Genomic DNA, 22,536 nt, shown 5'->3' on the forward strand with positions numbered 1-22,536 from the left:
CGTTCGCCGGACACCGCGGCAGGTGAAGCGATTTCGACCGGCTTAATCGACAAAACCCCGGAATCGCAGTGATTCCGGGGTTAGTGGTGGCGAGTGAGGGATTCGAACCCCCGAATGCTGAGCAGTCTGATTTACAGTCAGATCCCTTTGGCCGCTTGGGTAACTCGCCAGCGCGCACCCGACCATATGTTGCCACCTGACCGAAGACGCTCCACAAGCATACTTACCATCGGCCATCTGGTGAAATTGAGTCGCCCTCCCCCGCGCATTCGGGCGTTTCGGATGCCGCTGCGCCCGCGTCGGCAGCGGTCGAAGTGGTCTGAATCGCTAGACTTCTGGCGTATCCAGCATGCTCAGCGGAAGGCGGCGATGCGATGGCCGGCATCGAAGAAGTGGCGAAGCTCGCGGGCGTCTCCACCGCGACCGTCTCCCGCGCCCTGAGCGGCAACGGCTCGGTGTCGCAGGCCACGAAGCTCAAGGTGGATGCCGCGGCCGAGCAGCTCGGCTACGTGGTGTCCTCGAATGCGTCGAGCCTCGCATCCGGCCGCACCAAGAACATCGGTGTCGTCGTTCCCTTCCTCAACCGCTGGTTCTTCTCCACCGTTCTCGAGGGCGCCCAGCAGGCACTGCTTCGTGACGGCTACGACATCACCCTCTACAACCTCTCGGGCGACGGCGCCGAGCGGCACAGCGTGTTCGAGCACTTCCTGCTGCGCCAGCGCGTGGACGCCGTCATCGCGATCTCGCTTGAGCTCACCGCCGACGAGGTCTCCCGCCTGCACCGTCTGAAGAAGCCGCTCGTCGGCGTCGGCGGCCCGATCCCCGGCGTGCGCACGCTCGCCGTTGACGACACGGCCGTCGCGAGGCTCGCCACCGGGCACCTGATCGCGCTCGGCCACCGCCGCATCGGCCACATCGGTGGAGTGCTCGAGCTCGACGTCGACTTCCACCTGCCGAGCAACCGCCGCGTCGGCTATGAGAGCGCGTTGCGCGATGCCGGCCTCGACGTCGATCCGGCCCTGTTCCGCCCCGCCGACTTCACGATCCAGGGCGGCTACCAGGCGGCCAAGCAGCTGCTCGGCAGCCCGTACGGACGCCCGAGCGCGATCTACGCCGCCAGCGATGAGATGGCGATCGGCGCGATCCTCGCCGCCAAGGACCTGGGCCTCAGCGTTCCGCGCGACGTCTCCATCATCGGCATCGACGACCACGACCTGGCCGAGTTCTTCGGGCTCAGCACCGTCGCGCAGTTTCCGCGCGCGCAGGGCGAGAAGGCGGTGCAGATGCTCATGGAGGAGCTGCACCCCGAGCGGCACGATCCCGTGCAGAGCTCGATCGCGCTGCCGTTCGAGCTGGTCGTGCGCTCCAGTACGGCGACGCCGAGCGCCGACTAGCCCGCGGCATCCGGGTTTCGACCCTTCGACAGGCTCAGGGCCGGCCGAGCTCATCCGACGGGCGGTTATCAGCCCCGAACGCTAACATCGAGGCATGGCTGATTCCACTTTTGACATCGTCTCCAAGGTCGACCCGATGGAGGGCGAGAATGCCCTGCACCAGGCGCAGAAGGAAGTTGCTCAGCGCTACGACTTCAAGAACGTCGGCGCCTCCATCGAGCAGACCGGCGAGAAGGTCCTGATCAAGGCGAACAGCGAAGAGCGAGCCAAGGCGATCCTCGAGGTCTACGAGGCCAAGCTGATCAAGCGCGGCATCTCGCTGCGCACCCTGGATGCCGGCGAGCCGTTCGCCTCCGGCAAGGAGTACCGCATCGAGACCTCGCTGAAGGCGGGCATCGACTCGGAGAACGCGAAGAAGATCAACAAGATCATCCGCGACGAGGCGCCGAAGAGCGTCAAGAGCCAGATCCAGGGCGATGAGCTGCGCGTCTCCTCGAAGAGCCGCGACGACCTGCAGGAGACCATGTCGCTGCTGAAGGGCAAAGACCTCGACGTCGCCCTGCAGTTCGTCAACTTCCGCTGATGACCTCGGTGCCGGCCGCCGGCGTTCCGGGGGCCGGCGTTCCAGGGGCCGGCGTTCCAGGCGTTGACATTCCGGACCGCCGCGGCCGCACCGGCCTCGACCAGGTCGGCCGCGATCTCAGCGGGAACCCGCGGGTGCGGGTGCGCGATGTGCGCCTGCTCACCTCGAACTGGTTCGTCACCCGCGCGACGACGATCGACTTCCAGCACAGCGACGGCCACTGGTCGGTCGAAGAGCGGGAGACCTACGATCGCGGTGACGGCGCGTGCATCCTGCTCTACAACGTGGCCAAGCGCAGCGTCGTGTTGAGTCGGCAGTTCCGATACCCGGCGTATGTGAACGGGCACCCCGACGGCAATCTGATCGAGGTGGCCGCGGGGCTGCTCGACGATGACGACCCGGAATCGGCCATCCGGCGCGAGGCCGAGGAGGAGACCGGGCACGCCGTCGGACCGGTCGAGCGCGTGTTCGAGGTGTTCATGAGCCCCGGTTCCGTCACCGAGCGGCTGCACTTCTTCGCGGCTCCGTACGACGAGAACACCCGTGCAGGCGGTGGCGGAGGCCTGGCCGACGAGGGTGAGGACATCGCCGTGCTCGAGCTCGACTTCGCCGCGGCCCTCGCGATGATCGGCACCGACATCGTCGACGCGAAGACGATCATGTTGCTGCAGTGGGCGGCACTGTCCGGGCCATTCTCGGCGCAACGCCCCGCTGGTTGAGCCGGAAGCAGCTGGTTGAGCTGAGGCCAATGGGTTGAGCAGAAGCCGCTGGTTGAGCAGAAGCCGCTGGTCGAGCAGAAGCCGCTGGTTGAGCTGAAGCCGCTGGTTGAGCTTGTCGAAACCCTCACGCTGAGCTGATTTCGACAAGCTCAATCGACGGGTGGGGCCGCTCAATCAACGGGGTAGGTCCGCTCAATCGACGGGTGGGGCCGCTCAATCGACGGGTGGCTCCGCTCAATCAACGGGGTGGTTCCGCTCAATCAACGGGGTGCGGCGGATGTCAGTGCGCGAAGTAGCCGCGCAGCCAGCGCGTGATCGCTGCGTACGCGGCCTCCCGCACCGGCTTGGCCGAGAGCATCACGTCGTGAATGGCGCCGTCCAGGCGCTCCACCGTCACGCCCGGCGCGAGGCGCAGCGAGCGCACGGCGATGTCGTCGACGACGAGCACGATGTCGCTCGTCATCATCGCCGGCGACCACACCAGAGAGATCGTTGAGCGCGACGACATCAGTGAAAGCACGGGGGCCCCGACGTCGATGCCGGCAGCGATGGTGCCGTGCCCGAACAGCACGGCCTTCAACCAGGCGGGGTGCGTCGGGAAGCCGCGCTCCGGACGCCATGCCGTGTTGTAATCCCACTCCCCGTCGAACGCCTTCGACACCGTGCGGGTGTAGAAACCGAGGTCGACGTTCGGCAGTTGCGCCAGCGGGGCGACTTTCGCGCCGAGCACGATGGCCGGGGCGATCACCTCGCGGCCGATGCCGCGCGCCTGGAATTCCAGCCACGGGCTGTTGAGCACGAGCGCCTGCGCACGGCCTGGATGCCGAGCGGCCCACAGACTGAGCGTCAGCCCACCGGTCGAATGCCCCATCAAGATCAGTGGACGCCGTTTGCCGACGTTGACGGTTGGGCCCGGCTTCGGAGCCTCGTGGCCCATCGCCGTGAGCGCAGCCTCGATGTCCTCGTCGTAGATACTCAGATCGTCAACGAATCCGGGCGTCTGATAGTCGCGCAGACTGCGGCCGTACTTGCGGAGGTCCAGTGCGTGGAAGCGTGCCCCCACGCTCCGCCAGTACTCGGCGAGGTGGGTCTGGAAGAAGTAGTCCGACCAGCCGTGCACGTAGAGCACGTCGGCGCCGTCGGCCGGCAGTGCGCGCAGCTCCAGGGGGCGGAGCGCCGTGTGCCGGACGAGCGTGGCAACGACCTCGCCCTCGACATCCGACTTGAGCGGCAACGTCAACTGTTCGAAGTGGGCGCCGAGAACATCCGGCTTCCAGCGCTCTCCCCCACGGTTTTCGCTCACAGCCTCACCCTAGCCCGCTCGGTGAGGCGCCGACTCAGGAGAAGGCGTCGACCATGCTCAGCACGGCCGGTGTCATCAGCACAATGAACAGCACGGGCAGGATGCAGAAGATGAGCGGGAAGATGACCTTGACCGGAACCTTCATGGCTTGCTCTTCCGCCCGTTGCCGACGCCGCATGCGCACCTCCGCGGCCTGCACCCTGAGCACCTCAGCGATCGCGATGCCATAGAGGTCCGCCTGGATCACCGATCGGGTGAATCGGCGGAGGTCAACAGAGGTGGTCCGCTCGGCAAGGCCGTGGTACGCGTCGATCCGGGAGCGCCCGATGCTCATGTCCTGCAGGGTGCGGATCAGTTCATCGGCGAGCGGGCCGCGGCCGTTATTGCCGGCCTTCAACATCGCCGCTTCGAAGCCCAGGCCGGCCTCGACCGAGATGGTCATCTGGTCGAGAGTGTCTGGCAACGCGTTCTGAATGGCCTGCTGCCTCTCCTGCCCTCTGCTGTAGATGAGCAGATCGGGTGTGAAGAAGGCCAGCAGGATGACGGCACAGGCGATCACGATGCGCACAATGCTGGGGTCGAGGCCGACCCACCACACCGTGAACAGTCCGCTTGCCACGAGCAGCATCACTTTCGCGATGAGGATCTTGTCGATGGTCCACGCGGGTGGACGGCCGGCGAGCAGGAGCTGCCGCTCGAGCATGCCGATGTAGCCCTTGGGCGCGAGCTCGCTGAGTTTCTTGATGCGCGGCGCCTGCTGGGCGGCCGGGACGTCGGCGGACCTCTGTCCGGCATTCGGAGCGACGGCCTGATGTTGGCTTCGCCCGCCAACCAGGATCCCGATGAGGGCGCCGAGCCCGCCGGCGACGGCGAGGGCGGAGAGCACTGCAATAAGAGGAGGCATGATCATGTCCTTAGAACTTCACCTTGACGACGGCCATCATCCAGATCGATCCGACGATGAGCAGCACGACCGCGACGACGAGGGCGAAGATGCCCCAGATACTCGTGAAGACGCCCGCGAAATACTCCGGACGGACGAGAAGCAGGAAGGCGAACACCCCGACCGGAAGAAGGAGGAGCACCCAGGCCGACATCTTGCCCTCGGCGGCGAGCGCCTTGACCTGACGCCGGATCTGGTTGCGCTCGCGGATCGTGAACGCCACCTGGTTGAGCACCTCGGAGAGATTGCCGCCGACCTCACGGTTGATGGCGATCGCCTGGGCGACCCATTGGAAGTCGTCGCTTTTCATCCGCAGCGCGGTGTTCATCAGGGCGTCGCCCAGGTCGCGACCGATTCGGGTTTCGTTCACGACCCGGGCGAACTCTTCAGCGATCGGCGAGTCCGTCTCTTGCGAGACGGCGTCGATCGCGCGTAGCAGGCTGTGCCCGGCCCGCAGGCTTCCGGCCAGCAGCGTGAGCGCATCGTCGAGTTGTTCGGCGAATGCCGCGCGACGCTTGCCGGCGCGCACGCCGAGCACGAGCTTGGCCCCGATCGGGGACAGCGCCGCGAACGTCACCATGAGCGGGATCACCCATGGAGTGCCATTGCCGATGAGGAGCCCGAAGGCGGCGAGCACGATCGCCGCGCACACCACCATCAAGACGAACGACGGCGGCGACATCCGGATGCCGGCCTGCTCCAGCTCGGCTCCACCGAACAGGGGGTTGGAGCGCTTGCTGATCACGCCGTCGATCATGTCGACGGTGCGATCGGTCACGCGCGTGAGCGTGGAGGTCTGGACAGCGCCAGGCGCGCGTCGCCGTTCGATCGGTACCCGCGGGGCGGGCGGGGCGATGACCAGGAATACGAGCACGAGCAGGGCGATGAGCCCGAGTGCGAGCCCCGCGTAAGGGATGATGGCGCTCATCGCACTGCCCTCACGGCGAGCGGGGCTTGGAAGACGCTCGGGGAGAGCTCGATCCCCTGGTCGTGGAAGCGATCGGCGAAGCGGGGCCGAACGCCCGTCGCCTCCGCGTGCCCGAGGAAGCGGCCACCGGCGTCGACGCCCGCGGCGTAGTCGAAGGTGAAGGCATCCTGCAGGGTCACGATGTCCCCCTCCATTCCCTGCACCTCGGTGACATGGGTCACGCGGCGCGAGCCGTCCTTCAGGCGGGTCACCTGCACGATCACGTCGATCGCGGAGGTGATCTGCTCCCGGATCGCCCGGAGCGGCAGGTCCATGCCGGCCATCAGCACCAGGGTCTCCAGTCGGGCGATGGCGTCCCGTGGCGAGTTCGCGTGCACGGTCGACAGCGAGCCCTCGTGGCCGGTGTTCATGGCCTGCAGCATGTCGAGGCTCTCGCCGCCACGACACTCGCCGATGACGATGCGGTCCGGCCGCATGCGCAGGGAGTTGCGGACGAGATCCCGGATGGTGATCTCGCCCTTGCCCTCGATGTTCGCCGGCCGCGACTCCAGCCGCACCACGTGGTCCTGTTGCAACTGCAGCTCGACGGCATCCTCGATGGTCACGATGCGTTCGTCCGTCGGGATGTACGCCGAAAGCACGTTCAGCATCGTGGTCTTGCCGGTTCCGGTTCCGCCGGAGACGATGATGTTCAGTCGCGCTTTCACACAGGCTTCGAGCACGTCGGCGATGTTCTGATTGAGTGTTCCGAAGCCGACCAGGTCCTTCACGGTGAACGGCTCCCTGGCGAACTTGCGGATCGTCAGCGCCGAGCCGTTCACGGCCAGTGGCGGAATGATGGCGTTCACACGAGATCCGTCGATGAGTCTGGCGTCCACCAGCGGCGATGACTCGTCGATTCGCCGCCCGACCTTCGACACAATCCGTTCGATCACCCGGCGCAGATGCGCCTCGCTCGTGAAGCGCACATCGCAGAGCTCGAGTCGGCCGTTCCGCTCGACGAAGATCTGCTCGTGGCTGTTCACCATGATCTCGGTGATGTCCGGGTCGTCGAGCATCGTCTCGATCGGGCCGTAGCCGAGCACGTCCGCGCCGATCTCCTTGATCAGGCGCTTCCGCTCATCGCCGCTGAGAGGAATCTGCTCCTCGCTGACGATCTGGGAGAGCTCTGCACGTGCATAGGCGTGCAGCTTCTCCTCCGTCAGGCTCGAGTCGTTCATGCGGGTGCCAATGCGTTCGAACAGCTCCTGGGCGGCCCGCTCTTTGAGCTCGGCCAGCGGGTCGACGTGCACGGGCGCCGGCAGGTGCCTGACTCGTTCCGTGACCGGCGGCGGCGCGTCAGCGATCGCACCGATCACGGCCGTGGCACCGGCCGTCTCGGGCGCCGTCTCCACTGCTGCGTCGGCCTTCGCCGGGGTGACCCCGCGCAGCGCGTCAATGCGTTCGGTGAGTTTCATGCGACTACCACCCTCCGGTGAGCCCGGCCACGTTTCTGCGCGGCCGCGCTGTCGAATCGGACAACGATCTGGTTCAGAGCCTTCGCCGCGGGATCCCGCGAGTCCTGCTCCAAGAGGGGAACACCCCGGTTGGTCGAGAGCGCAACGGCGCTTGAGCGCGGGATCGCGACATCCACCGGCACGCCGATGGTCGCCTCGACGTCCTTGGCGTTCAGCCCGCTCACCTTGTCTGCGAAGTTCATCACGACGTGCCGTTCTGCAGGCAGGATGCCGAGAGCGGCGAGCGTCGCGAGCTCTTGCCTGAGCCCCCGCACGCTCGGCACCGACATGGTGCACAGCACGATCGCGTCGCTGGCGCATTCGAGCACCGAGAGCGCGTGCTCCCCCAGCCCGGGTGCAGTGTCGACGATCACAAAGCGGAAGATGCCGGCGAGCTGCTGCACGAGATGACCGATCTGGTCGCCGGTGACCCGATCACCCGTCGCAGGATCCTCGGAGCCGGCCACAACATAGAACCCGGCCGGGTGCACCGAGAGGAAGGTCTTCAACACCATCGTGTCCCGCGGCGCCAGGCCGCTCACCATGTCGGGCAACGTGTGCTCGGCTTCGAGCGCGAGCGCCGTCGCCACGTCGCCGAACTGCACATCGGCGTCGACGATCACGACCGAGAGCGGGGCCACCCTGGCCAGGCCCACGGCGAGGTTGGTGGCGATGGTGGTCTTGCCGAGACCGCCCTTCGGTGAGACGACCGCGATCACTCGGCCCTCCTCACCGTCCGCGGAGCCCACCGTGGTGATCGCGGCCAGAGGCTGCAAGTCAGGTGCATCCTCGAGTGGTGCGCCGGGTTCGGCGAGCGTCAAAGCCTCGGTGGCTTCGACGCTCGAGTTCGGTTCACTGTCTGTCTGGGGCGGCAGTGCGCCGTAGTCCGGCGCCTCGCCGTCCGCGGCGCCGGCGTCAATGAGCCAGGTGCGCATCTCCCCGAGGAGCTCCACAACCGTGTCGTCGTCAGCAGTGGGGCTGAGCACCGATTGGATCGGCATCTCCGACACCCACTCCTCGATCTCGGCATGGTTCTCGTGCACCAGCACCAGGCCGAGATCAGGAAAGCGCCGAAGCAGTGCGGTCACAAGCTCGTTCGCATCCTCATAGCTGAGGAACGGTCCGAGAAGAGCGACTTCGGCGTCGTCGCCCGCGAGCTGGTCCAGGGCGATCTGAGCTCCGAAGCTCAGATAGGCGCCCATCACCGTGGCGACGTCGTCACCGAGCAGCCTCTGCATCCGTGCGTCGTATTCGCGGCTGCGACTGACGACGATGACCCTGCTCATTGGAACACGACATTTCCGTCAACGACGTGGGATCCGCTCTCATCCGCGTTCTCCGGTTCCAGAGTGAGCCAGACGGTGCCGAACTGCTGACCCCACACGATCTCCTCGATGTCAGGAGTCGTGCGTGCCAATGTCACCATCAGCGCACTGACCGGCTCGGGAACGGCCTCGGCCTCTGGATCCTCATTGGCGAGTACCGTTGTTCCCTGCTGCACGGCGAGCACGAGCACCTTGTGGAAGGTCTGCTTTGTCATGAGGACCTCCTCGGAGGAACCGTTGACCTTCGCGGTGGCGGCGACGACGATGCCGACGGTGTCGCCGGCCTTGATCGCGCCGCCGACGGCACGTTCGACCGGCAGCGTGATGGTGACCGATTGCATGCCCTCTGGCAGATCGACCTCCCCTCGTGCCGCGAGCGCCGCCGGCTCGACCCAGCGTGATGAGATCAGCTGCTCACCGGGCTGGAGGGCGGCATCACTGACCTGCCCTGTGAGCTCGGAGAGCTTCTCGACGCCGCCAGGGACAGCCGCTAGTGCCGGGATCTTCTTGACCGTGACAAACTCGCCGATCTGTTCGGCCGGTGTGCCGAGTGGGACCTCGTTCGTGACCACGAAGACAGGTACCATCGCCGCCCCGTCGGCAGCTCGGGCGTCTGCGCTGTTCACGTAGCCGATCAGCACGACAGCGCCTGCCGCGGCCAACACGATGGCGAGAATTGCGCCGATGAGTCGGGTTTTCATGGTGTGTCTCCTCAGTGAGATGCTGCGACTACTTGATGAGTTTGACGAGGCTGCTGTTGGTTTCCGGGCCGCCGAGTTCGAACGCGGTATCGATGGATACCCATTTCTCGAAGTAGCCCTGGATGCAGCGGGCGTTGCCACCGCCGCACGACGGCGCTGCGGGATCCAGCGAAGTCTTCCCGCTGAACTTCCATCCCGTGACATGGAACGCGGCAAATGCGTAGATGCGATATTCACCGTTCTGCCCAGTGCCACGAGACGCGTCGTAGATCGGAATGAGGACGGTTGTGCCCTTGATGAGATCGAGCTTTGCGGAGCAGAGGCTGGGAACACTGTTCCCCGGATCATTGCCCAACCACAACTCGCCGACCGCATTGAGGTTGACGTACGCCTCACATTTGCCCGGGATCTGGTCGATCCAGCCGAACCCACCGGGAATGTCCGCCCCTGTCGGGTCCTTCTTGCAGATCTTGTTGGTGTCTGTGCGAACGCTCATTCTGGTGCCGGGAACCAGGGGTAACGACTCCTGGAATTCGCAGAATGAGAGAGCGAGCGGGAGCACCGGGCCGGCTCCGGGCGGGCCCCATTCCGCCGTAGCCGAAGCACCGACTGTGGTGGAGGTTGTGCCGATGAGCGCCGCGAAGGGATGCGAGATCGCGGAATCGTTGCTGCCGGCTTCGCGGGTACTGTCGCTCACGATCACGGTGTGGTTGTTCGGAAACACCGGCGTGAGCACATTGGCAGCACCATCGTTGGCATTGCTGTTGGTGTAGCTGGCGGCCAGTGCCGCCGAGTCACCGCAGCCAGTGGCGTCGGCGCAGTCCTGAGCGATCGCCAGCGCTGCGGCATCCGCGCCGTTCTGAAGCTGCGCGCGTTCCCAGTACAGTGCCCCGACGTCCACTGCGATCGCCACAAAGCCGATGAGCGGCACGAGCAGGATCGCGACGATCACGGCGCTTGCGCCGCGTTCGGAGCGGAGGCGGTTGGCTCGCAACCGCGTGATCATCCACCGCATCGCATGACTCCAATACTCGTAAGCGTGAACGTGTCGTCGAAGAAGCCCGTGATCAGCTCGAGCGGGTAGGTGATGGTCACGGTTGCCGTGCCACCTGTCGTGCAGTTTGCGGGGCTGACGGCGATCTGACCGGCGCTGATCGCGGGGTTGACCGATGGTGCCGCGTCAATGGCTGCTGCCTTCGCGGCGGCGACGTCATTGTGGATCGCCATCTCCCTGGCGCCCTCGCGGGCCGCCTGGCTGAGCGAAATCTGCACGTTGTAGGCCCGGCCGAACTCGACGATGCCGAGAACGAGGATCAGAAGCACCGGGAGGATGAGCGCGAACTCCACGGCCGCTGCGCCGCGATCAGTGTGGAAGCGCAATCGCTTCATGGTTCGGGTCCCTTCGAAGAGCGGGTATCGAAGTGTGGGAATGTCACGGTGTGTGCGGCGGCGGCATCCGTGGGTGAGGATGCCGCCGCCGAGCCAGGCAGGGGGACCTGCGATCTGCGGCGACTACGGCGTCGTCTTGATCTTGGTGCCCACGTTGTCGAACATCGTGTCGAGGTTCGTGCCGATCAGTGCGACGGCGGTGATGATGACCACGGCGATGAGCGAGACCATGAGGCCGTACTCAACGGCGGTCGCGCCGTCGTCCGTGCTGCGCATGCTGTTGATTCGGGCCTGGATGTCGGTGATGAACTTCATGTGCTTTTCCGTTCTGTGTGTGGCCGGCCTCTGTCGGCCAAGCGGGTGTCGGCAAAGCTAGGCCGGTGTGAGATATCCTCACTACTCCCCATTTCGGGTGGCACCTGATTAGGGGGTTACGAGCATGTAAATTCCCAGATGGCAGCACGAAAACTCGCGAGTCGGGGTGGTCGCGAGTCGGGTGTGTGCGGTGCGCGGCGGCCGGCGAAATACGGGCTCACAAGCGAGCCCCCGGAGGGCGCAACCGAGGTGCGCGGCGACGCTCGCGGCGGCGGTTGAACGCCGAGGCGAGCACGGCTCCGCGGTCACCCGCGGGCGTCGCGCCACGCATGCCTGGGTAGGGCTGGGAAGTAGGGTAGCGATCTGTTCGGGTCAGAATGTTGCTCGGGTAGGTGTGGCCGCTGAGGGCCACGGGCCACGCTGCACTGGGTGCCTCGTGACGCGGGCGCCGGACTCAATGTCGGCGTGGAGGTGACCATACTCGCAGCGGCTGACGCCTCGCGACCCCCGAAAGTGGGGGCACCTCAGCGCGAGTCAATCACGGCGCTCAGCAGAAATGCGAGGTATACGCCCGCGAGCATCGACGGCCCGAACGGCAGAGCGCCGCTCAGGGTGACCCGGCGCATCAGCAATGCGACGAGCGCGACCACGCCACCGACGACGAATCCCGCCAGAGCGCCGGCCAGCCACACTCCCCAGCCCGCCGAGCCGAGCACGAGTCCAACGAGCGCCGCGAGCTTCACATCCCCCATGCCGATCCCGCTCGGAGAGAGCAGTGCGAGCAGGAAGTACAGCGCGAAGAGCGCCGCCGCGCCGAACACCGCCACCAGAAGCATGCCCCAGTCCCCCATGACCGCGGCGGCGACGGCCAGCAGCAGCACGGTCGCGACGAGAGCGGGGAGTACGACGGCATCCGGAAGCCGTCTCTCGATCAGATCGACGGATCCGAGCACGACTGCGGCCGCGGCGAAGACCAGGAACGCCGGGAGAACGGGGGTGATTCCCACGAGCCACACCGTCAGGGCGAACAGCACGGCCGTCGCCAGCGCCATGATCCAGCGGGCGCTACGCCCAAGGCTCCGCGGCGGTCGCAGCGTGCGCCCGGCGATGGCGCCGAGAGCCCAGCCAAGCGGTGCCCCGAGCAGCGCGGCCGCAACGATGAACGTCGGCGCTGTCTCGGGGCCCGGTGTCAACTCAGGCTCGAGCCTGCGTGCCCGTCGAGATGTCGACCATCTCCTCGCGGGGAACGACCTTGATCCGCTCGCGGCCCTGACCGGCGCCGAGCGCCTTCTCGTGCTCGTCGAGGTTGTGCCAGCCGTCGAGGTCGGTGTAGCGGATGCCGCGCTCATCGAGCATCGTGACGACGCTCTCTTCGCTGGGCTGCTCCGGGCTCCACCAGTTGCCGACGTCGTTGATCAGGTGCCGCACGGTCTCCATCGCGTCGGACTTCGTGTGCCCGATGAGGCCGACAGGCCCGCGCTTGATCCAGCCGGTGGCGTAGACGCCGTACATCTGCTGGCTCGTGCCGGTCTCCGGGTCCTTGACGAGCACCTGGCCCTCGCGGTTCGGGATGACGCCGCGTTTCTTGTCGAACGGCACGGCGGACAGCGGCGAGCCGAAGTAGCCGACGGCGCGGTAGATCGCCTGGATCGGGATCTCGCGGATCTCTCCGGTGCCGACGACGCCACCCTCGCCGTCTGGCGCAGTGCGCTCGAAGCGGAAGGCACCGACACGGCCGGTGGGCTGACCGTTCTCGATCGCCTCGACGACCTCGACCGGCTTGGCGAAGAAGTGCAGGTGCAGGCGGCGGCTGGCCTGCCCGACCTCGCGCTGGCGCCACTGGTTCAGCACCTTGTCGATCACGAAGACCTGCTTGTTGCCGGAGACGGCGGCTCGGGCGGCATCGTCGTAGTCGAAGTCCTCGTCGTAGACGATAATGTCGACGTCGCGCAGCTCACCGAGTTCGCGCAGCTCAAGCGGCGTGAACTTGACCGAGGTCGGCCCGCGGCGCCCGAAGACGTGCACATCGGTGACGGGCGATTCCTTGAGACCGGCGTAGACGTTGTCCGGGATCTCGGTGACGAGCAGGTCGTCCGCGTGCTTGGCGAGGATGCGCGAAACGTCGAGGGCGACGTTTCCGTTGCCGATGACGGCGACCTCACGGGCCTCGAGCGGCCAGCTGCGCGGGTAGTCGGGGTGCCCGTCGAACCAGCTGACGAATTCCGCGGCGCCGTAGCTGCCATCGAGCTCGATGCCGGGGATGGCCAGGTCGGCGTCCTTGACGGCGCCGGTGGCGAAGATCACGGCGTTGTAGTGCCTCTTCAGGTCATCGAGGGTGATGTCGGTGCCGAACTTGACGTTGCCGAAGATGCGGATGTCGCCGCGGTCGAGCACCTCGCGCAGGGCGTTGATGATGCCCTTGATGCGGGGGTGATCCGGTGCGACGCCGTAGCGGACGAGGCCGTACGGGGCAGGCAGCGCGTCGAAGAGGTCGATGGACACGTCGAAGGCCTTCTCGGCCTTCAACAGGATGTCGGCAGCGTAGATGCCGGCGGGGCCGGCTCCGACGATGGCCAAACGCAGCTTGGTCATAGGTTCGTCCTCACGGGTCTAACTGGAGCGCTCGACGATGGTGTCGGCAAAACGGGTCAGTGCTTTCTTGACGCTGCCGTCGGGCAGCGGGGCCAGTGCGGCCACGGCATTGCGGGCCCAGAGGTGGGCCTCGGCCAGGGTTGCGGTCGTCACGGCGTGCTCGCGCAGCTCGTCGACGAGCGCGGCGCTTCGGGCGATCGCCTCGGCGCGCACGACGGGGTCGGCGTCGAGTTCCGGCAGTGGGATGCCGAGCACGTGCTGCTGCAGGCGCTCGAGCAGATCGGCCGCCCCGGCATCCGTCAGCGCCATCTCGCGCAGGCGGAGCAGCGGCAGCGTGACGACGCCGGCGTGCAGGTCGGTTCCGGGAACCTTGCCGGTGGCCTCTGGCTGCTCTGAGAGGTCGATCACGTCGTCGATCAGCTGGAACGCGACGCCGATGCGCTCACCGAACTCAACGATGGGGCGCTCGAACTCGCTCGGGGCCTTCGAGAAGATGATGCCGGCCTGCGCGGCGGCGGCGATGAGCGAGCCGGTCTTGTCTGCGAGCACGTTGATGTAGTGCTCCACCGGGTCGTCCTCTGGATTCGGGCCGACCGTCTCGTGCAGCTGGCCGAGGACCAGGCGCTCGAATGTATCGGCCTGCAGCCGGATTGCATCCTCGCCGAGTCTGGCCATGAGCTGGCTGGCGCGGGCGAAGAGCAGGTCGCCGGCGAGGATGGCGACGGAGTTGCCCCATACGGCCTGCGCGCTCGGAACACCGCGGCGCATGTCGGCGTCGTCCATGACGTCGTCGTGGTAGAGCGAGGCGAGGTGGGTGATCTCGATGGCCTGGGCCGCCGTGACGACGTCCTCTGTGACGCCGTCGCCGAGGTGGGCCGTGAGCAGGGTGAGCATCGGCCGCACCCGCTTGCCGCCGGCGTTCAGCAGGTAGCGCGTCGTGACATCGGCGATCGCATCGGCAAAACCGACCTCGCGCAGGAGCCCGGCCTCGACGAGCTCAAGCCCTGCATCGATCGATTTGGCGAGGCTGCGGTCGGCTGCGCTCGCAAAGATGCGATCGCTCAGGCCGAGCTGCGATGCAAGGGCACTGCCGCGACGCACAACGGGGACACTCGGTTTCACTGTTCCAGCCTAACGATTGCGATGTGCTCAGGATGCCGCGAGATCGGGCGACGCCGATGCCTCGGCGGAGGGGGCCGGCTTCGAGGCCGCGGGCTTCTTCGCCGCGGCGGGCTTCGCGGCGGTCGACGTCTTCGCTGCGGCCGGCTTTGCTGCCGTCGGCTTCTTCGCCGCGGCCGGCTTTGCTGCCGCCGACTTTGCTGCCGCCGACTTCTTTTCGGCTTCGGGCTTCTCGGCGGCAGGCTTCTCTGTTGTAGCGGCTGCCGCCTTGTCGACCGGGGTCGTCGGCCGGGCCGCTGGCTTGTTCGCCGAGGCCGGCTCTTTCGCGGCCTCCGGCTGTGCGGCCGCGGGCGTAACCGCATCGAGCGGTTTCACGCCGCGGTGCAGCGCGACAACGCCGAGCGTCAGGTTGCGGTGCTCAACCTGCGTGAATCCGGCGCGCTTCAGCCAGCCGGCGAGGGTCTGCTGGTCGGGCCAATCGCGAATCGACTCATTGAGGTAGTCATAGGCCGAGTCGTTGGAGCTGGAGAGCTTGACCATGGCGGGCATCACGAAGCGCTGGTAGCAGCCGTAACCCCAGCGCACGAAGCCGGCTGGCGGGGTCGAGAACTCGCAGATGACGACGCGCCCACCCGGCTTGGTCACCCGGAAGAACTCGGCGAGTGCTTTCTCGGGCTCGACGACGTTGCGCAGGCCGAAGCTGATGGTGACCGCGTCGAACTCGTTGTCGGCGAAGGGCAGCGCCGTGGCATCCGCCTCGACGAACTCGACATTCGCGAGGTGGGCCTGACGCCGGCGGCCGACGTCGATCATGCCCGGCGAGAAGTCGGCGGCAACGACGTGGGCGCCGCTGGCGGCGAGACTCGCGCTCGAGGTGCCGGTTCCGGCGGCGACATCCAGGATGCGCTCGCCGCGACGGGGGGCGACGGCCTTGGTCGTGGCAACGCGCCACAGGGTGGCGTTGCCCATGCTCAGGACGGCATTCGTGCGGTCGTAGCCCTCTGCGACCTCATCGAACATGGCGGCGACTTGCGCCGGGCGCTTGCTCAGGTCTGCTTTGGTCACGTGCTCAAGTCTATCCAGCACGGAGGCCCCTGCCTGAGAGTTGCCGCAACCCTCGCTGGGAGCCGCCACGCCGCACCTGCACGCTGCGTCGCGAGTCGTAGGCTGGGGCAGTGACTGTTTCGGATGTCGGCCTCCCCTCGCTGCATGTGGAGACCACTCCGCTGCCCGCTCAGCTCGACGATCTGGCGCAACTCGTGGCCCTCGTCGACCCCAGCGATCCCCTGCTCTGGCAGCGTCGCGGCGACGGTCTCGCCGGAATCGGCGAGCTGGTGCGCCTCGAGTTCCACGGGCCCAACCGCTTCAGCGACGCTGCGGCCGCCTGGCGTGAAATCGTGCAGCGCTCGACCGTGCTTGACCCGCTCGGTGTTCCGGGCTCCGGCCTGCTCGCGTTCGGCGCCTTCGCGTTCTCGGCTCTCTCGGAGCAGAGCAGTGTGCTCATCGTTCCGGAACTCATCGTCGGCAAGCGCGACGGCCGCTGCTGGGTGACCCGGGTGAGCCACGAGGATGCCGCGGCATCCGGCTCCGCGTCCGACTCGACCGACCGGGTGCCCTCCGCGCGGCCGTTCGGCCCCGAGTTCAGCGTGACGCTCAGCCCCGGGGCGCTCGACCATGCCGGCTACCTGGCGCTGGTCCAGGAGGCGATCGCGCGCATCAACCGACACGAGGTCGGCAAGGTCGTGCTCGCCCGCGATCTGGTCGGGCGGCTCCCGGAGGGCGCCGACCTCCGGCGGGTGCTGCGCGAACTCGCCGCCGGCTACCCGGACTGCTGGACGTACGCCGTCGATGGCCTCATCGGCTCCAGCCCCGAGACTCTGATCCGCGCCCACCATGGCGATCTCAGCGCCCGCGTGCTCGCCGGCACGATCTCCCGCGGGCCGGACCCGGCCAGCGACCAGGCCGCCGCCGTCGCCCTCGCCACCTCCGAGAAAGACAACGACGAGCACGAGTTCGCCGTGCAAAGCCTCCTCGTCTCGCTTCGCCCGCACGCCAGCCACGTCGCGGCCGACGAGGTGCCGTTCACGCTCAAGCTGCCGAACCTCTGGCACCTTGCGACCGACATCGAGGGCACGCTCAGCGACGGCTCGACCTCGCTCGACTTGATCGCCGCACTGCACCCGACGGCCGCGGTCGCGGGCACCCCGACCGATGTCGCGCTCACCGTGATCGACGAGCTGGAGCCCTTCGACCGCGGCCGCTACGCCGGTCCCGTCGGGTGGGTGGACGCCGCGGGCGACGGCGAGTGGGCGATCGCCTTGCGCTGCGCCCAGATCGACGGGCGCGGTGGCATCCGGGCATATGCCGGTTGCGGCATAGTCGCGGAATCCCAGCCGGAGCAGGAGCTCGCGGAGTCCCGCATGAAGTTCCGCCCCATGGTCGAGGCGCTGCTCTAACCGCTGCCCGCGCTGGTTGAGTAGGCCGTCTACGGCCGTATCGAAACCGAGGCCGTATCGAAACCGAGGCCAGCGCGAAAACGCCAGCCCGTGAGGCCTCGATACGCTCGTTCCTCGCTACTCGACCAACAACCCGTGCGCGACAACCCCGCTGGTTGAGTAGGCCGTCTACGGCCGTATCGAAACCGAGGCCTGCGCGAAACGCCAGCCCGTGGGGCCTCGATACGCTCGTTCCTCGCTACTCGACCAACAAGCGGTCAGGACGCCGCGAGGCGCGCCTTCTCGGCGGCGACGTCGAAGTCGGCGACCGGCCAGCTCAGCTTCATGTCACGCAGGGCGTCGATCAACAGCTGCTGTACGGCGATTCTGGTGAACCACTTCTTGTCGGCCGGGATCACAAACCAGGGAGCGGCATCCGTCGAGGTCCGATCGAAGACAAGCTGATACGCCTCATGGTATTTCGGCAGGAGCAGGCGCTCATCGATGTCGCCGGGGTTGAACTTCCAGTGCTTCTCCGGCCGGTCGAGGCGCTCCTGCAGGCGCGCCTTCTGCTCATCCCGGCCGAGGTGCAACATCACCTTGATCACCGTGGTGTCGTCGTCGACGAGCTCCTGTTCGAAGGCGTTGATCGCCTCATAGCGGCGCTCGAGCTCCTCTGCCGGAGCCAGCTCACGCACCCGGGCGATCAGTACGTCTTCGTAGTGTGAGCGGTCGAAGACGCCGATCATCCCGGCGCTCGGGGCATGCGGGCGCACCCGCCACAGGAAGTCGTGCTCGAGTTCCTCCGCGGTCGGCTTCTTGAACGCCGCGAGCTCAACGCCCTGCGGGTCGACCGATCCGACGACGTGGCGCAGGATGCCGCCCTTTCCGGCCGTGTCCATGGCCTGCAGCACCAACAGGATCTTGCGGTTATCGCCGAGTCGGCTGTTGGCGAAGAGCATCTCCTGCAGGCCGTCGAGCTGCGCCGCACCGGCGGCGAGGTGCCCGACCGCGGTCTTCTTGTCGCCCGAGTACCCCGGGGTCGAGCCGGTGTCGACGTCGGCCAGCACGAAGCCGGGGCGCACGCGCAGGCCCTCGCTCGGATCGACATCCCAGATTCCCTGTGCTGCAGTGCCCACGGTGGCTCCCCTCACAACGCTGTACCCCCATACTGTCGTGCCGGGCGGGCCTGCGCACCCCCGATCTGCGGATGCCGCGGCGCCAGCCTCCGCAAGCCATCCCCCCGAACGGTCCCTGCCGCGTTCCTGGCGCGGGCGCTCCGCCGGGGTTTCGGTCGGCGCGCCGCCGATTCCGGCCACCGTTACGGCGTGTCGACGGAATCTCCGGCCGAGCGTACGGGGCAGGCGGCCGGTTCAGTCGGCCGGCTCAGCGGGGCAGCGGAATCTCGATGATCGACGGGCCGGTGGTGGGCGCTGTCAGAGCCTCGCTCAACCCGCCGCGGGTGCTCACCAGCGTGTGCTGCCAGCCGGCCGCGGCGGCGATCGACGCGAAGTCGGCGCTGTGCGGGGTGAACTGCACTCGGTCGAAGGCGTCGCGCGGAGCGCGCTGTGCGACCTCGAGCGTGTCGAAGATCGTCCCGCCACCGTCGTTGCCGATGATCAGCTGCACCCGGGGGCGCGTCTCGCCGACGCCGAAGAAGAGGGATGACACGTCATGGATGACGGCGAGATCACCGAGCAGCACGCGCACGGTGCCCGTGCCCGCGGGGGCGGCCAGCGCGATGCCGATGGCCGTGGCGATCGTGCCGTCGATCCCGGCGAGACCCCGGTTGGCGTGAACCGGGATCTTCTTGCCCGGCACGACGCGATCGGCCTCACGGATCAAGCGGCTCGCGCCGAACACGAGGCGGTCCATGGGCCAGCTCGCCGCCCAGACGGCCTGCACGAGGCTGCTGCGCGTGAGGGGCTCGCGGATGGCGCGGAACTCCGCCGCGACGTACTCCCGCTGCGCGGCGAAGTTCTCGACGTGCCCGCCGAGTGCGACGCCGCTGCGAAGAGGCCCATGCGCTGCACCGGGATCCGTCGCGGAATCGGCGGCCGCACTCGAGTCGGCCAATCCCCCTGCGTCTCGTATGCTTCTGCTGGCATGTACCCAGCGACCGACCCAGCGGCGCTCCTCGGCACTCGGCGCACCGGCCGTCGTGGTGACCCGCTCGGCGCGCTGTGCGCTGCGCGATGGGTCGAACCATTCACGGCCGACGGCGTCGACCACGATGGTCGCGACACCCGGGCGGGCGATGAGCGCCGGTACCTCGCGGCTGAGCGTCGGGTGGCCGAACACGACGACACGCTCGACCGTGTCGCCGAACTCGGGTGCCCACTCCGGGGAACCGAGGAGTTCGCGGGCCGCGACGACGAGGTTCGGGCCGAAGCGTGCCCCGCTCGACACCTCGGCCAGCAGCGGCCAGTGACCGGAACGGGCGAACGCCTCGGCGTCGGCTCCCGCGCCGGCACCGGCGACGACAATGGTGCCGGGTCCGCGCGGGATCTCGGTGACCTCCGCGGCGGCCGCCCTCGCGGCGCTGGCACCGTCGGGCTGCGGGGCCGCACTGTCTAGTGTCGCGTCGCCGCCAACGCCGGCGGCACCGGTGCCATGGGAAGAATCGGTGGCGGCAGCGGCACGCTCAGCCCATTCGGCCGCGAACTGGGCGAGCGCGGCATCCGGGATCGGTGCGGAGAGCGGCTCGCGGAGCGCCAGGTTGAGGTGAACGGGGCCGGGCTCCGGGGCCCCGAGCGCCGCCTCCCAGGCGGCTCGGGCGCGGTCCAGCGCATCCGAGCGCTCGGCCGGATGGCCTTCGGGTGCGGGAACGTCCGCGCTGAGACGAGCGGCTGGCCCGAAGAGGCCGGTCTGCACCGTGGTCTGATTCGCCCGGATGCCGCGCATCTCGTCTGGCCGGTCGGCCGAGAGCACCACGAGCGGCACCCGGCCGTGGCTGGCCTCAAGCACCGCTGGCAGCAGGTGCGCCGGCGCGCTGCCGGATGTGGTGACGACGAGGGCGGGGGTGCCGCTCTCGACGGCGAGGCCGAGGGCGGTGAAGCCGGCGCTGCGCTCGTCGATGCGCACGTGCAACCGCACCGCGCCGAGCCGTTCCAGCTCGGCCGAGGCCAGGGCGAGCGCCTGCGAGCGGGAGCCGGGGCTCACGACGATGTGGCGCACGCCGAGGCGCACGAATTCGCTCAAGAGCGCCCAGGCGTAGTCGCTGGCCGGGCTGCCACTGGGCGCGTGGCCGTCAACGCCGTCGGCCGGGCGGGAGTCGTCGGCCTCAGGCATCCCGCGAACCGGGTGCGCCGGGGGTATCGCCGGTGCCGTCGGCATCGCCGGTTGGATTCGGCTTCGCGTCGGGGGTCGCCCTGTCATCCGCAGGCTTCTCAGAGGCGGATGCCGGGCCGCCGTCGAGGTCTGCGAGCTCTTCCTCGAGCTTGCGGATGCGCAGCTCCTGCTCGGCGTCGCGGCCGAGCTGGCCGAGGAACTCGAGGTCGTCGTCCGGTGCCATGGTTCGCGGCTGCCGGGCGACGGAGCCGCGGCGACCGCGGCCAACGACGATCCAGAGCAGCGGACCGATGATCGGGACGAAGAGCACGACCAGGATCCACGCGAAACGCGGCAGGCCCCGGATGCGGTTGCGGTCGAACAGCGCGGCATCGACAAGCGCGTACACCGTGAGCACCACGGTCGCGACTGCGAGTCCAACAAGCAGGCGGGTCATGCCCCCAGTCTAGGCCGGAAGGGTGGGAGCGAGCTGGCGGTCACCGCGGTTCTCACACGGCTCCTGCACAGCGCGCGCCGCCGTAGACTGAAGGGGTGAATAAGCGCTCATGGATCACCTTCACCGTCGTGCGGCTGCTGGCATTCTTCGTGCCACTGCTCGCACTGCTGTTCATTCAGGTGAACCCGTGGATCGCCACACTGATCGCGGCCGTCATCGGGCTCTGCGTCTCATACATCTTCCTGCGCAGCCCGCGCGAAGAGGTCGCCCGCGAGCTCTATGAGGTGCGTCACGCTGAGAAGCCGACCGTGCGCGAGGACGACGAGGCCGAGGATGCCGCGCTCGACGCGCAGCACGTCACCGACTCCGGTTCGGACAAGAACTAGTTCGGACAAGAACTAGTCCGGCCAGGATCTAGCTGCATCCAGTCGGCGGATGCGAGCGCCGAATCAGGCGATTCAGTCGCCGCAGCAGCTGCCGGAGCCCGCCGCATCCGCGGACTGGCTACCGATACGCGGCGTCACACGCGCCCGGGTTCGCAGCGTGCAGGACGCTCAGAACGCGAACGCGGCCCCGAGCGCCAGACCGTAGCCCAGCGCGACGAGGCTGGTGAGCTTGAGCGCCAGGATCAGCTCCTTCGCTGTCTTCGCCGTGAGCGTGATGAGCGCGGCAGGCAGCGCCAGCAGCAGCATGAAGAAGGTCAGCGGCGCGAGCGGGTAGATCAGGGCGAAGAAGCCGGCGATCAGGAACGGCACGAGCAGGAACACGCAGAACAGCACGCGTCCGGCGGTCTTGCCCACCAGAACGGCGAGGGTGCGCTTGCCCGCCGCGGTGTCAGGTTCGACGTCGCGCAGGTTGTTGACCATCAGCACGGCGCAGGCGATGAGCCCGATCGCGACGCCCGAGAGCCAGCTCTCGGTGTTGACCGCTCCCGCCTGCACCCACGTGGTTCCGCAGGTGGCGACGAGGCCGAAGAACACGAAGACGAAGGCCTCGCCGAGTCCGTAGTAGCCGTATGGGTGCTTGCCGCCGGTGTAGAACCACGCCGCAGCGATGGCGGCTGCTCCGACCGCAAGCAGCCACCACTGCTGGGTGATGATGACGACGGCGAGCCCGGCCAGGGCCGCGAGACCGAAGAAGGCCAGTGAGACCGCGAGCACCTGCTTCGCCTGTGCGGCGCCGGAGCCGGTGAGGCGGGCAGGGCCGATGCGGTGATCATCGGTTCCGCGGATGCCGTCGGAGTAGTCGTTGGCGTAGTTGACGCCGATCTGCAGGCAGAGCGCAACAACGAGGCAGAGCACGGCGAGCACGGGTTCCCAGTGGCCGTTGCCGTTGGCGACGACGGCCGCCCCGGTTCCGAGTGCGACGGGGGCGATGGCCAGTGGGAGCGTGCGCAGGCGCGCGCCCGAGATCCAGTCGCCGGCTGCCGCACGCGGCGCCGCACCGGCCTTGCCGTTTGCGGCCTTGCCGGAACCCGGCTTACCGCTGGCCTTGCCGATGCCCGCAGGGTTGAGTCGCTGTTGTTTGGGCCGCGAGGGCCGGGAGGATGCTGCCACGACTCCATCGT

Annotated in this window: 22 protein-coding genes and 1 tRNA gene; 5 read left to right on the forward strand and 18 right to left on the reverse strand. The window is 67.8% G+C overall.

All coding sequences use genetic code 11. The features are described 5' to 3' along the window. Positions 1-84 precede the first annotated feature (84 nt). A tRNA-Tyr gene (locus ASC66_RS13765) sits at positions 85-169 on the reverse strand. Positions 170-374: 205 nt separating this feature from the next. On the opposite strand from ASC66_RS13765, the gene ASC66_RS13770 reads away from it, so the two are divergent. The 3 genes from ASC66_RS13770 (at position 375) to ASC66_RS13780 (ending at position 2,696) form a co-directional block, all read left to right on the forward strand. Continuing rightward, entirely contained in the window at positions 375-1,394 is a 1,020-nt protein-coding gene (locus tag ASC66_RS13770) for a LacI family DNA-binding transcriptional regulator (protein WP_055840629.1), read from the forward strand. 94 nt (positions 1,395-1,488) lie between these two features. Further along, entirely contained in the window at positions 1,489-1,977 is a 489-nt protein-coding gene (locus tag ASC66_RS13775; protein ID WP_055840632.1) for a YajQ family cyclic di-GMP-binding protein, read from the forward strand. Next, positions 1,977-2,696 carry an NUDIX domain-containing protein gene (locus ASC66_RS13780; protein WP_055840635.1) on the forward strand — a complete coding sequence of 240 codons (720 nt, stop codon included), beginning with the start codon at positions 1,977-1,979 and terminating at the stop codon, positions 2,694-2,696. Before ASC66_RS13775 ends, ASC66_RS13780 begins: the two co-directional genes overlap by 1 nt. Positions 2,697-2,976: 280 nt before the next feature. Here the strand turns inward: ASC66_RS13780 and ASC66_RS13785 are convergent, their stop codons facing one another. From ASC66_RS13785 to ubiE, 13 genes are all read right to left on the reverse strand, one after another. Then, positions 2,977-3,999: an alpha/beta hydrolase gene (locus ASC66_RS13785; protein WP_055840638.1), complete on the reverse strand. Its 1,023-nt coding sequence runs from the start codon at positions 3,997-3,999 to the stop codon at positions 2,977-2,979. Between the two features lie 34 nt (positions 4,000-4,033). Continuing rightward, on the reverse strand, positions 4,034-4,903 hold the full coding sequence (locus ASC66_RS13790; protein ID WP_200944829.1) for a type II secretion system F family protein: 870 nt from the start codon (positions 4,901-4,903) through the stop codon (positions 4,034-4,036). A 10-nt stretch (positions 4,904-4,913) separates the two neighbouring features. Continuing rightward, positions 4,914-5,870 (reverse strand): type II secretion system F family protein, encoded by a 957-nt coding sequence (locus ASC66_RS13795; RefSeq protein ID WP_055840642.1) that lies wholly within the window; start codon positions 5,868-5,870, stop codon positions 4,914-4,916. Further along, on the reverse strand, positions 5,867-7,327 hold the full coding sequence (locus ASC66_RS13800; protein ID WP_055840646.1) for a TadA family conjugal transfer-associated ATPase: 1,461 nt from the start codon (positions 7,325-7,327) through the stop codon (positions 5,867-5,869). Before ASC66_RS13800 ends, ASC66_RS13795 begins: the two co-directional genes overlap by 4 nt. Beyond that, the gene (locus ASC66_RS13805; RefSeq protein WP_055840650.1) at positions 7,324-8,652 is read right to left on the reverse strand and encodes a CpaE/TadZ family protein; all 1,329 of its coding nucleotides are present in this window, start codon (positions 8,650-8,652) and stop codon (positions 7,324-7,326) included. The genes ASC66_RS13800 and ASC66_RS13805 overlap by 4 nt, the downstream gene beginning before the upstream one ends. Continuing rightward, complete coding sequence (cpaB, locus tag ASC66_RS13810) at positions 8,649-9,392, reverse strand: Flp pilus assembly protein CpaB (RefSeq protein WP_055840653.1); 744 nt, start codon at positions 9,390-9,392, stop codon at positions 8,649-8,651. Before cpaB ends, ASC66_RS13805 begins: the two co-directional genes overlap by 4 nt. Before the next feature lie 28 nt (positions 9,393-9,420). Next, complete coding sequence (locus ASC66_RS13815; RefSeq protein ID WP_082492347.1) at positions 9,421-10,407, reverse strand: TadE/TadG family type IV pilus assembly protein; 987 nt, start codon at positions 10,405-10,407, stop codon at positions 9,421-9,423. Beyond that, entirely contained in the window at positions 10,395-10,781 is a 387-nt protein-coding gene (locus ASC66_RS13820) for a TadE/TadG family type IV pilus assembly protein (protein ID WP_055840658.1), read from the reverse strand. Before ASC66_RS13820 ends, ASC66_RS13815 begins: the two co-directional genes overlap by 13 nt. A 123-nt stretch (positions 10,782-10,904) precedes the next feature. Further along, positions 10,905-11,096 carry a Flp family type IVb pilin gene (locus tag ASC66_RS13825; protein WP_055840660.1) on the reverse strand — a complete coding sequence of 64 codons (192 nt, stop codon included), beginning with the start codon at positions 11,094-11,096 and terminating at the stop codon, positions 10,905-10,907. Positions 11,097-11,620: 524 nt separating this feature from the next. Then, positions 11,621-12,289 carry a prepilin peptidase gene (locus ASC66_RS13830; protein WP_055840663.1) on the reverse strand — a complete coding sequence of 223 codons (669 nt, stop codon included), beginning with the start codon at positions 12,287-12,289 and terminating at the stop codon, positions 11,621-11,623. Between the two features lies 1 nt (position 12,290). Then, positions 12,291-13,688 carry an FAD-dependent oxidoreductase gene (locus ASC66_RS13835; RefSeq protein ID WP_055840666.1) on the reverse strand — a complete coding sequence of 466 codons (1,398 nt, stop codon included), beginning with the start codon at positions 13,686-13,688 and terminating at the stop codon, positions 12,291-12,293. A gap of 18 nt (positions 13,689-13,706) precedes the next feature. Then, positions 13,707-14,810 (reverse strand): polyprenyl synthetase family protein, encoded by a 1,104-nt coding sequence (locus ASC66_RS13840; protein ID WP_055840669.1) that lies wholly within the window; start codon positions 14,808-14,810, stop codon positions 13,707-13,709. A gap of 27 nt (positions 14,811-14,837) precedes the next feature. Beyond that, positions 14,838-15,872, reverse strand: a complete 1,035-nt coding sequence (gene ubiE / locus ASC66_RS18580) for a bifunctional demethylmenaquinone methyltransferase/2-methoxy-6-polyprenyl-1,4-benzoquinol methylase UbiE (protein WP_055840671.1) — start codon at positions 15,870-15,872, stop codon at positions 14,838-14,840. A gap of 110 nt (positions 15,873-15,982) precedes the next feature. On the opposite strand from ubiE, the gene ASC66_RS13850 reads away from it, so the two are divergent. After that, positions 15,983-17,263, forward strand: coding sequence for an isochorismate synthase (locus ASC66_RS13850; protein WP_055840682.1), 1,281 nt, complete (start codon positions 15,983-15,985; stop codon positions 17,261-17,263). Positions 17,264-17,520: 257 nt separating this feature from the next. Here ASC66_RS13850 and ASC66_RS13855 read toward each other — a convergent pair whose 3' ends face one another. The 3 genes from ASC66_RS13855 to ASC66_RS13865 form a co-directional block, all read right to left on the reverse strand. Then, positions 17,521-18,381, reverse strand: a complete 861-nt coding sequence (locus ASC66_RS13855) for a polyphosphate kinase 2 family protein (RefSeq protein ID WP_055840688.1) — start codon at positions 18,379-18,381, stop codon at positions 17,521-17,523. A 247-nt stretch (positions 18,382-18,628) separates the two neighbouring features. Further along, positions 18,629-20,533, reverse strand: coding sequence for a 2-succinyl-5-enolpyruvyl-6-hydroxy-3-cyclohexene-1-carboxylic-acid synthase (gene menD, locus ASC66_RS13860; RefSeq protein WP_055840691.1), 1,905 nt, complete (start codon positions 20,531-20,533; stop codon positions 18,629-18,631). Continuing rightward, positions 20,526-20,969: a PLD nuclease N-terminal domain-containing protein gene (locus ASC66_RS13865; protein ID WP_082492348.1), complete on the reverse strand. Its 444-nt coding sequence runs from the start codon at positions 20,967-20,969 to the stop codon at positions 20,526-20,528. Before ASC66_RS13865 ends, menD begins: the two co-directional genes overlap by 8 nt. Before the next feature lie 95 nt (positions 20,970-21,064). Between ASC66_RS13865 and ASC66_RS13870 the strand changes: the two genes are divergently transcribed. Continuing rightward, on the forward strand, positions 21,065-21,355 hold the full coding sequence (locus ASC66_RS13870; protein ID WP_082492349.1) for a DUF4229 domain-containing protein: 291 nt from the start codon (positions 21,065-21,067) through the stop codon (positions 21,353-21,355). Between the two features lie 168 nt (positions 21,356-21,523). Here ASC66_RS13870 and ASC66_RS13875 read toward each other — a convergent pair whose 3' ends face one another. Then, a complete protein-coding gene (locus ASC66_RS13875; protein ID WP_502691620.1) occupies positions 21,524-22,525 on the reverse strand; it encodes a 1,4-dihydroxy-2-naphthoate polyprenyltransferase in 1,002 nt (333 codons plus the stop codon). Between the last annotated feature and the right edge of the window lie 11 nt (positions 22,526-22,536).

The organism is Leifsonia sp. Root4 (genome assembly GCF_001425085.1).
Classification (GTDB): Bacteria; Actinomycetota; Actinomycetes; order Actinomycetales; family Microbacteriaceae; genus Microterricola.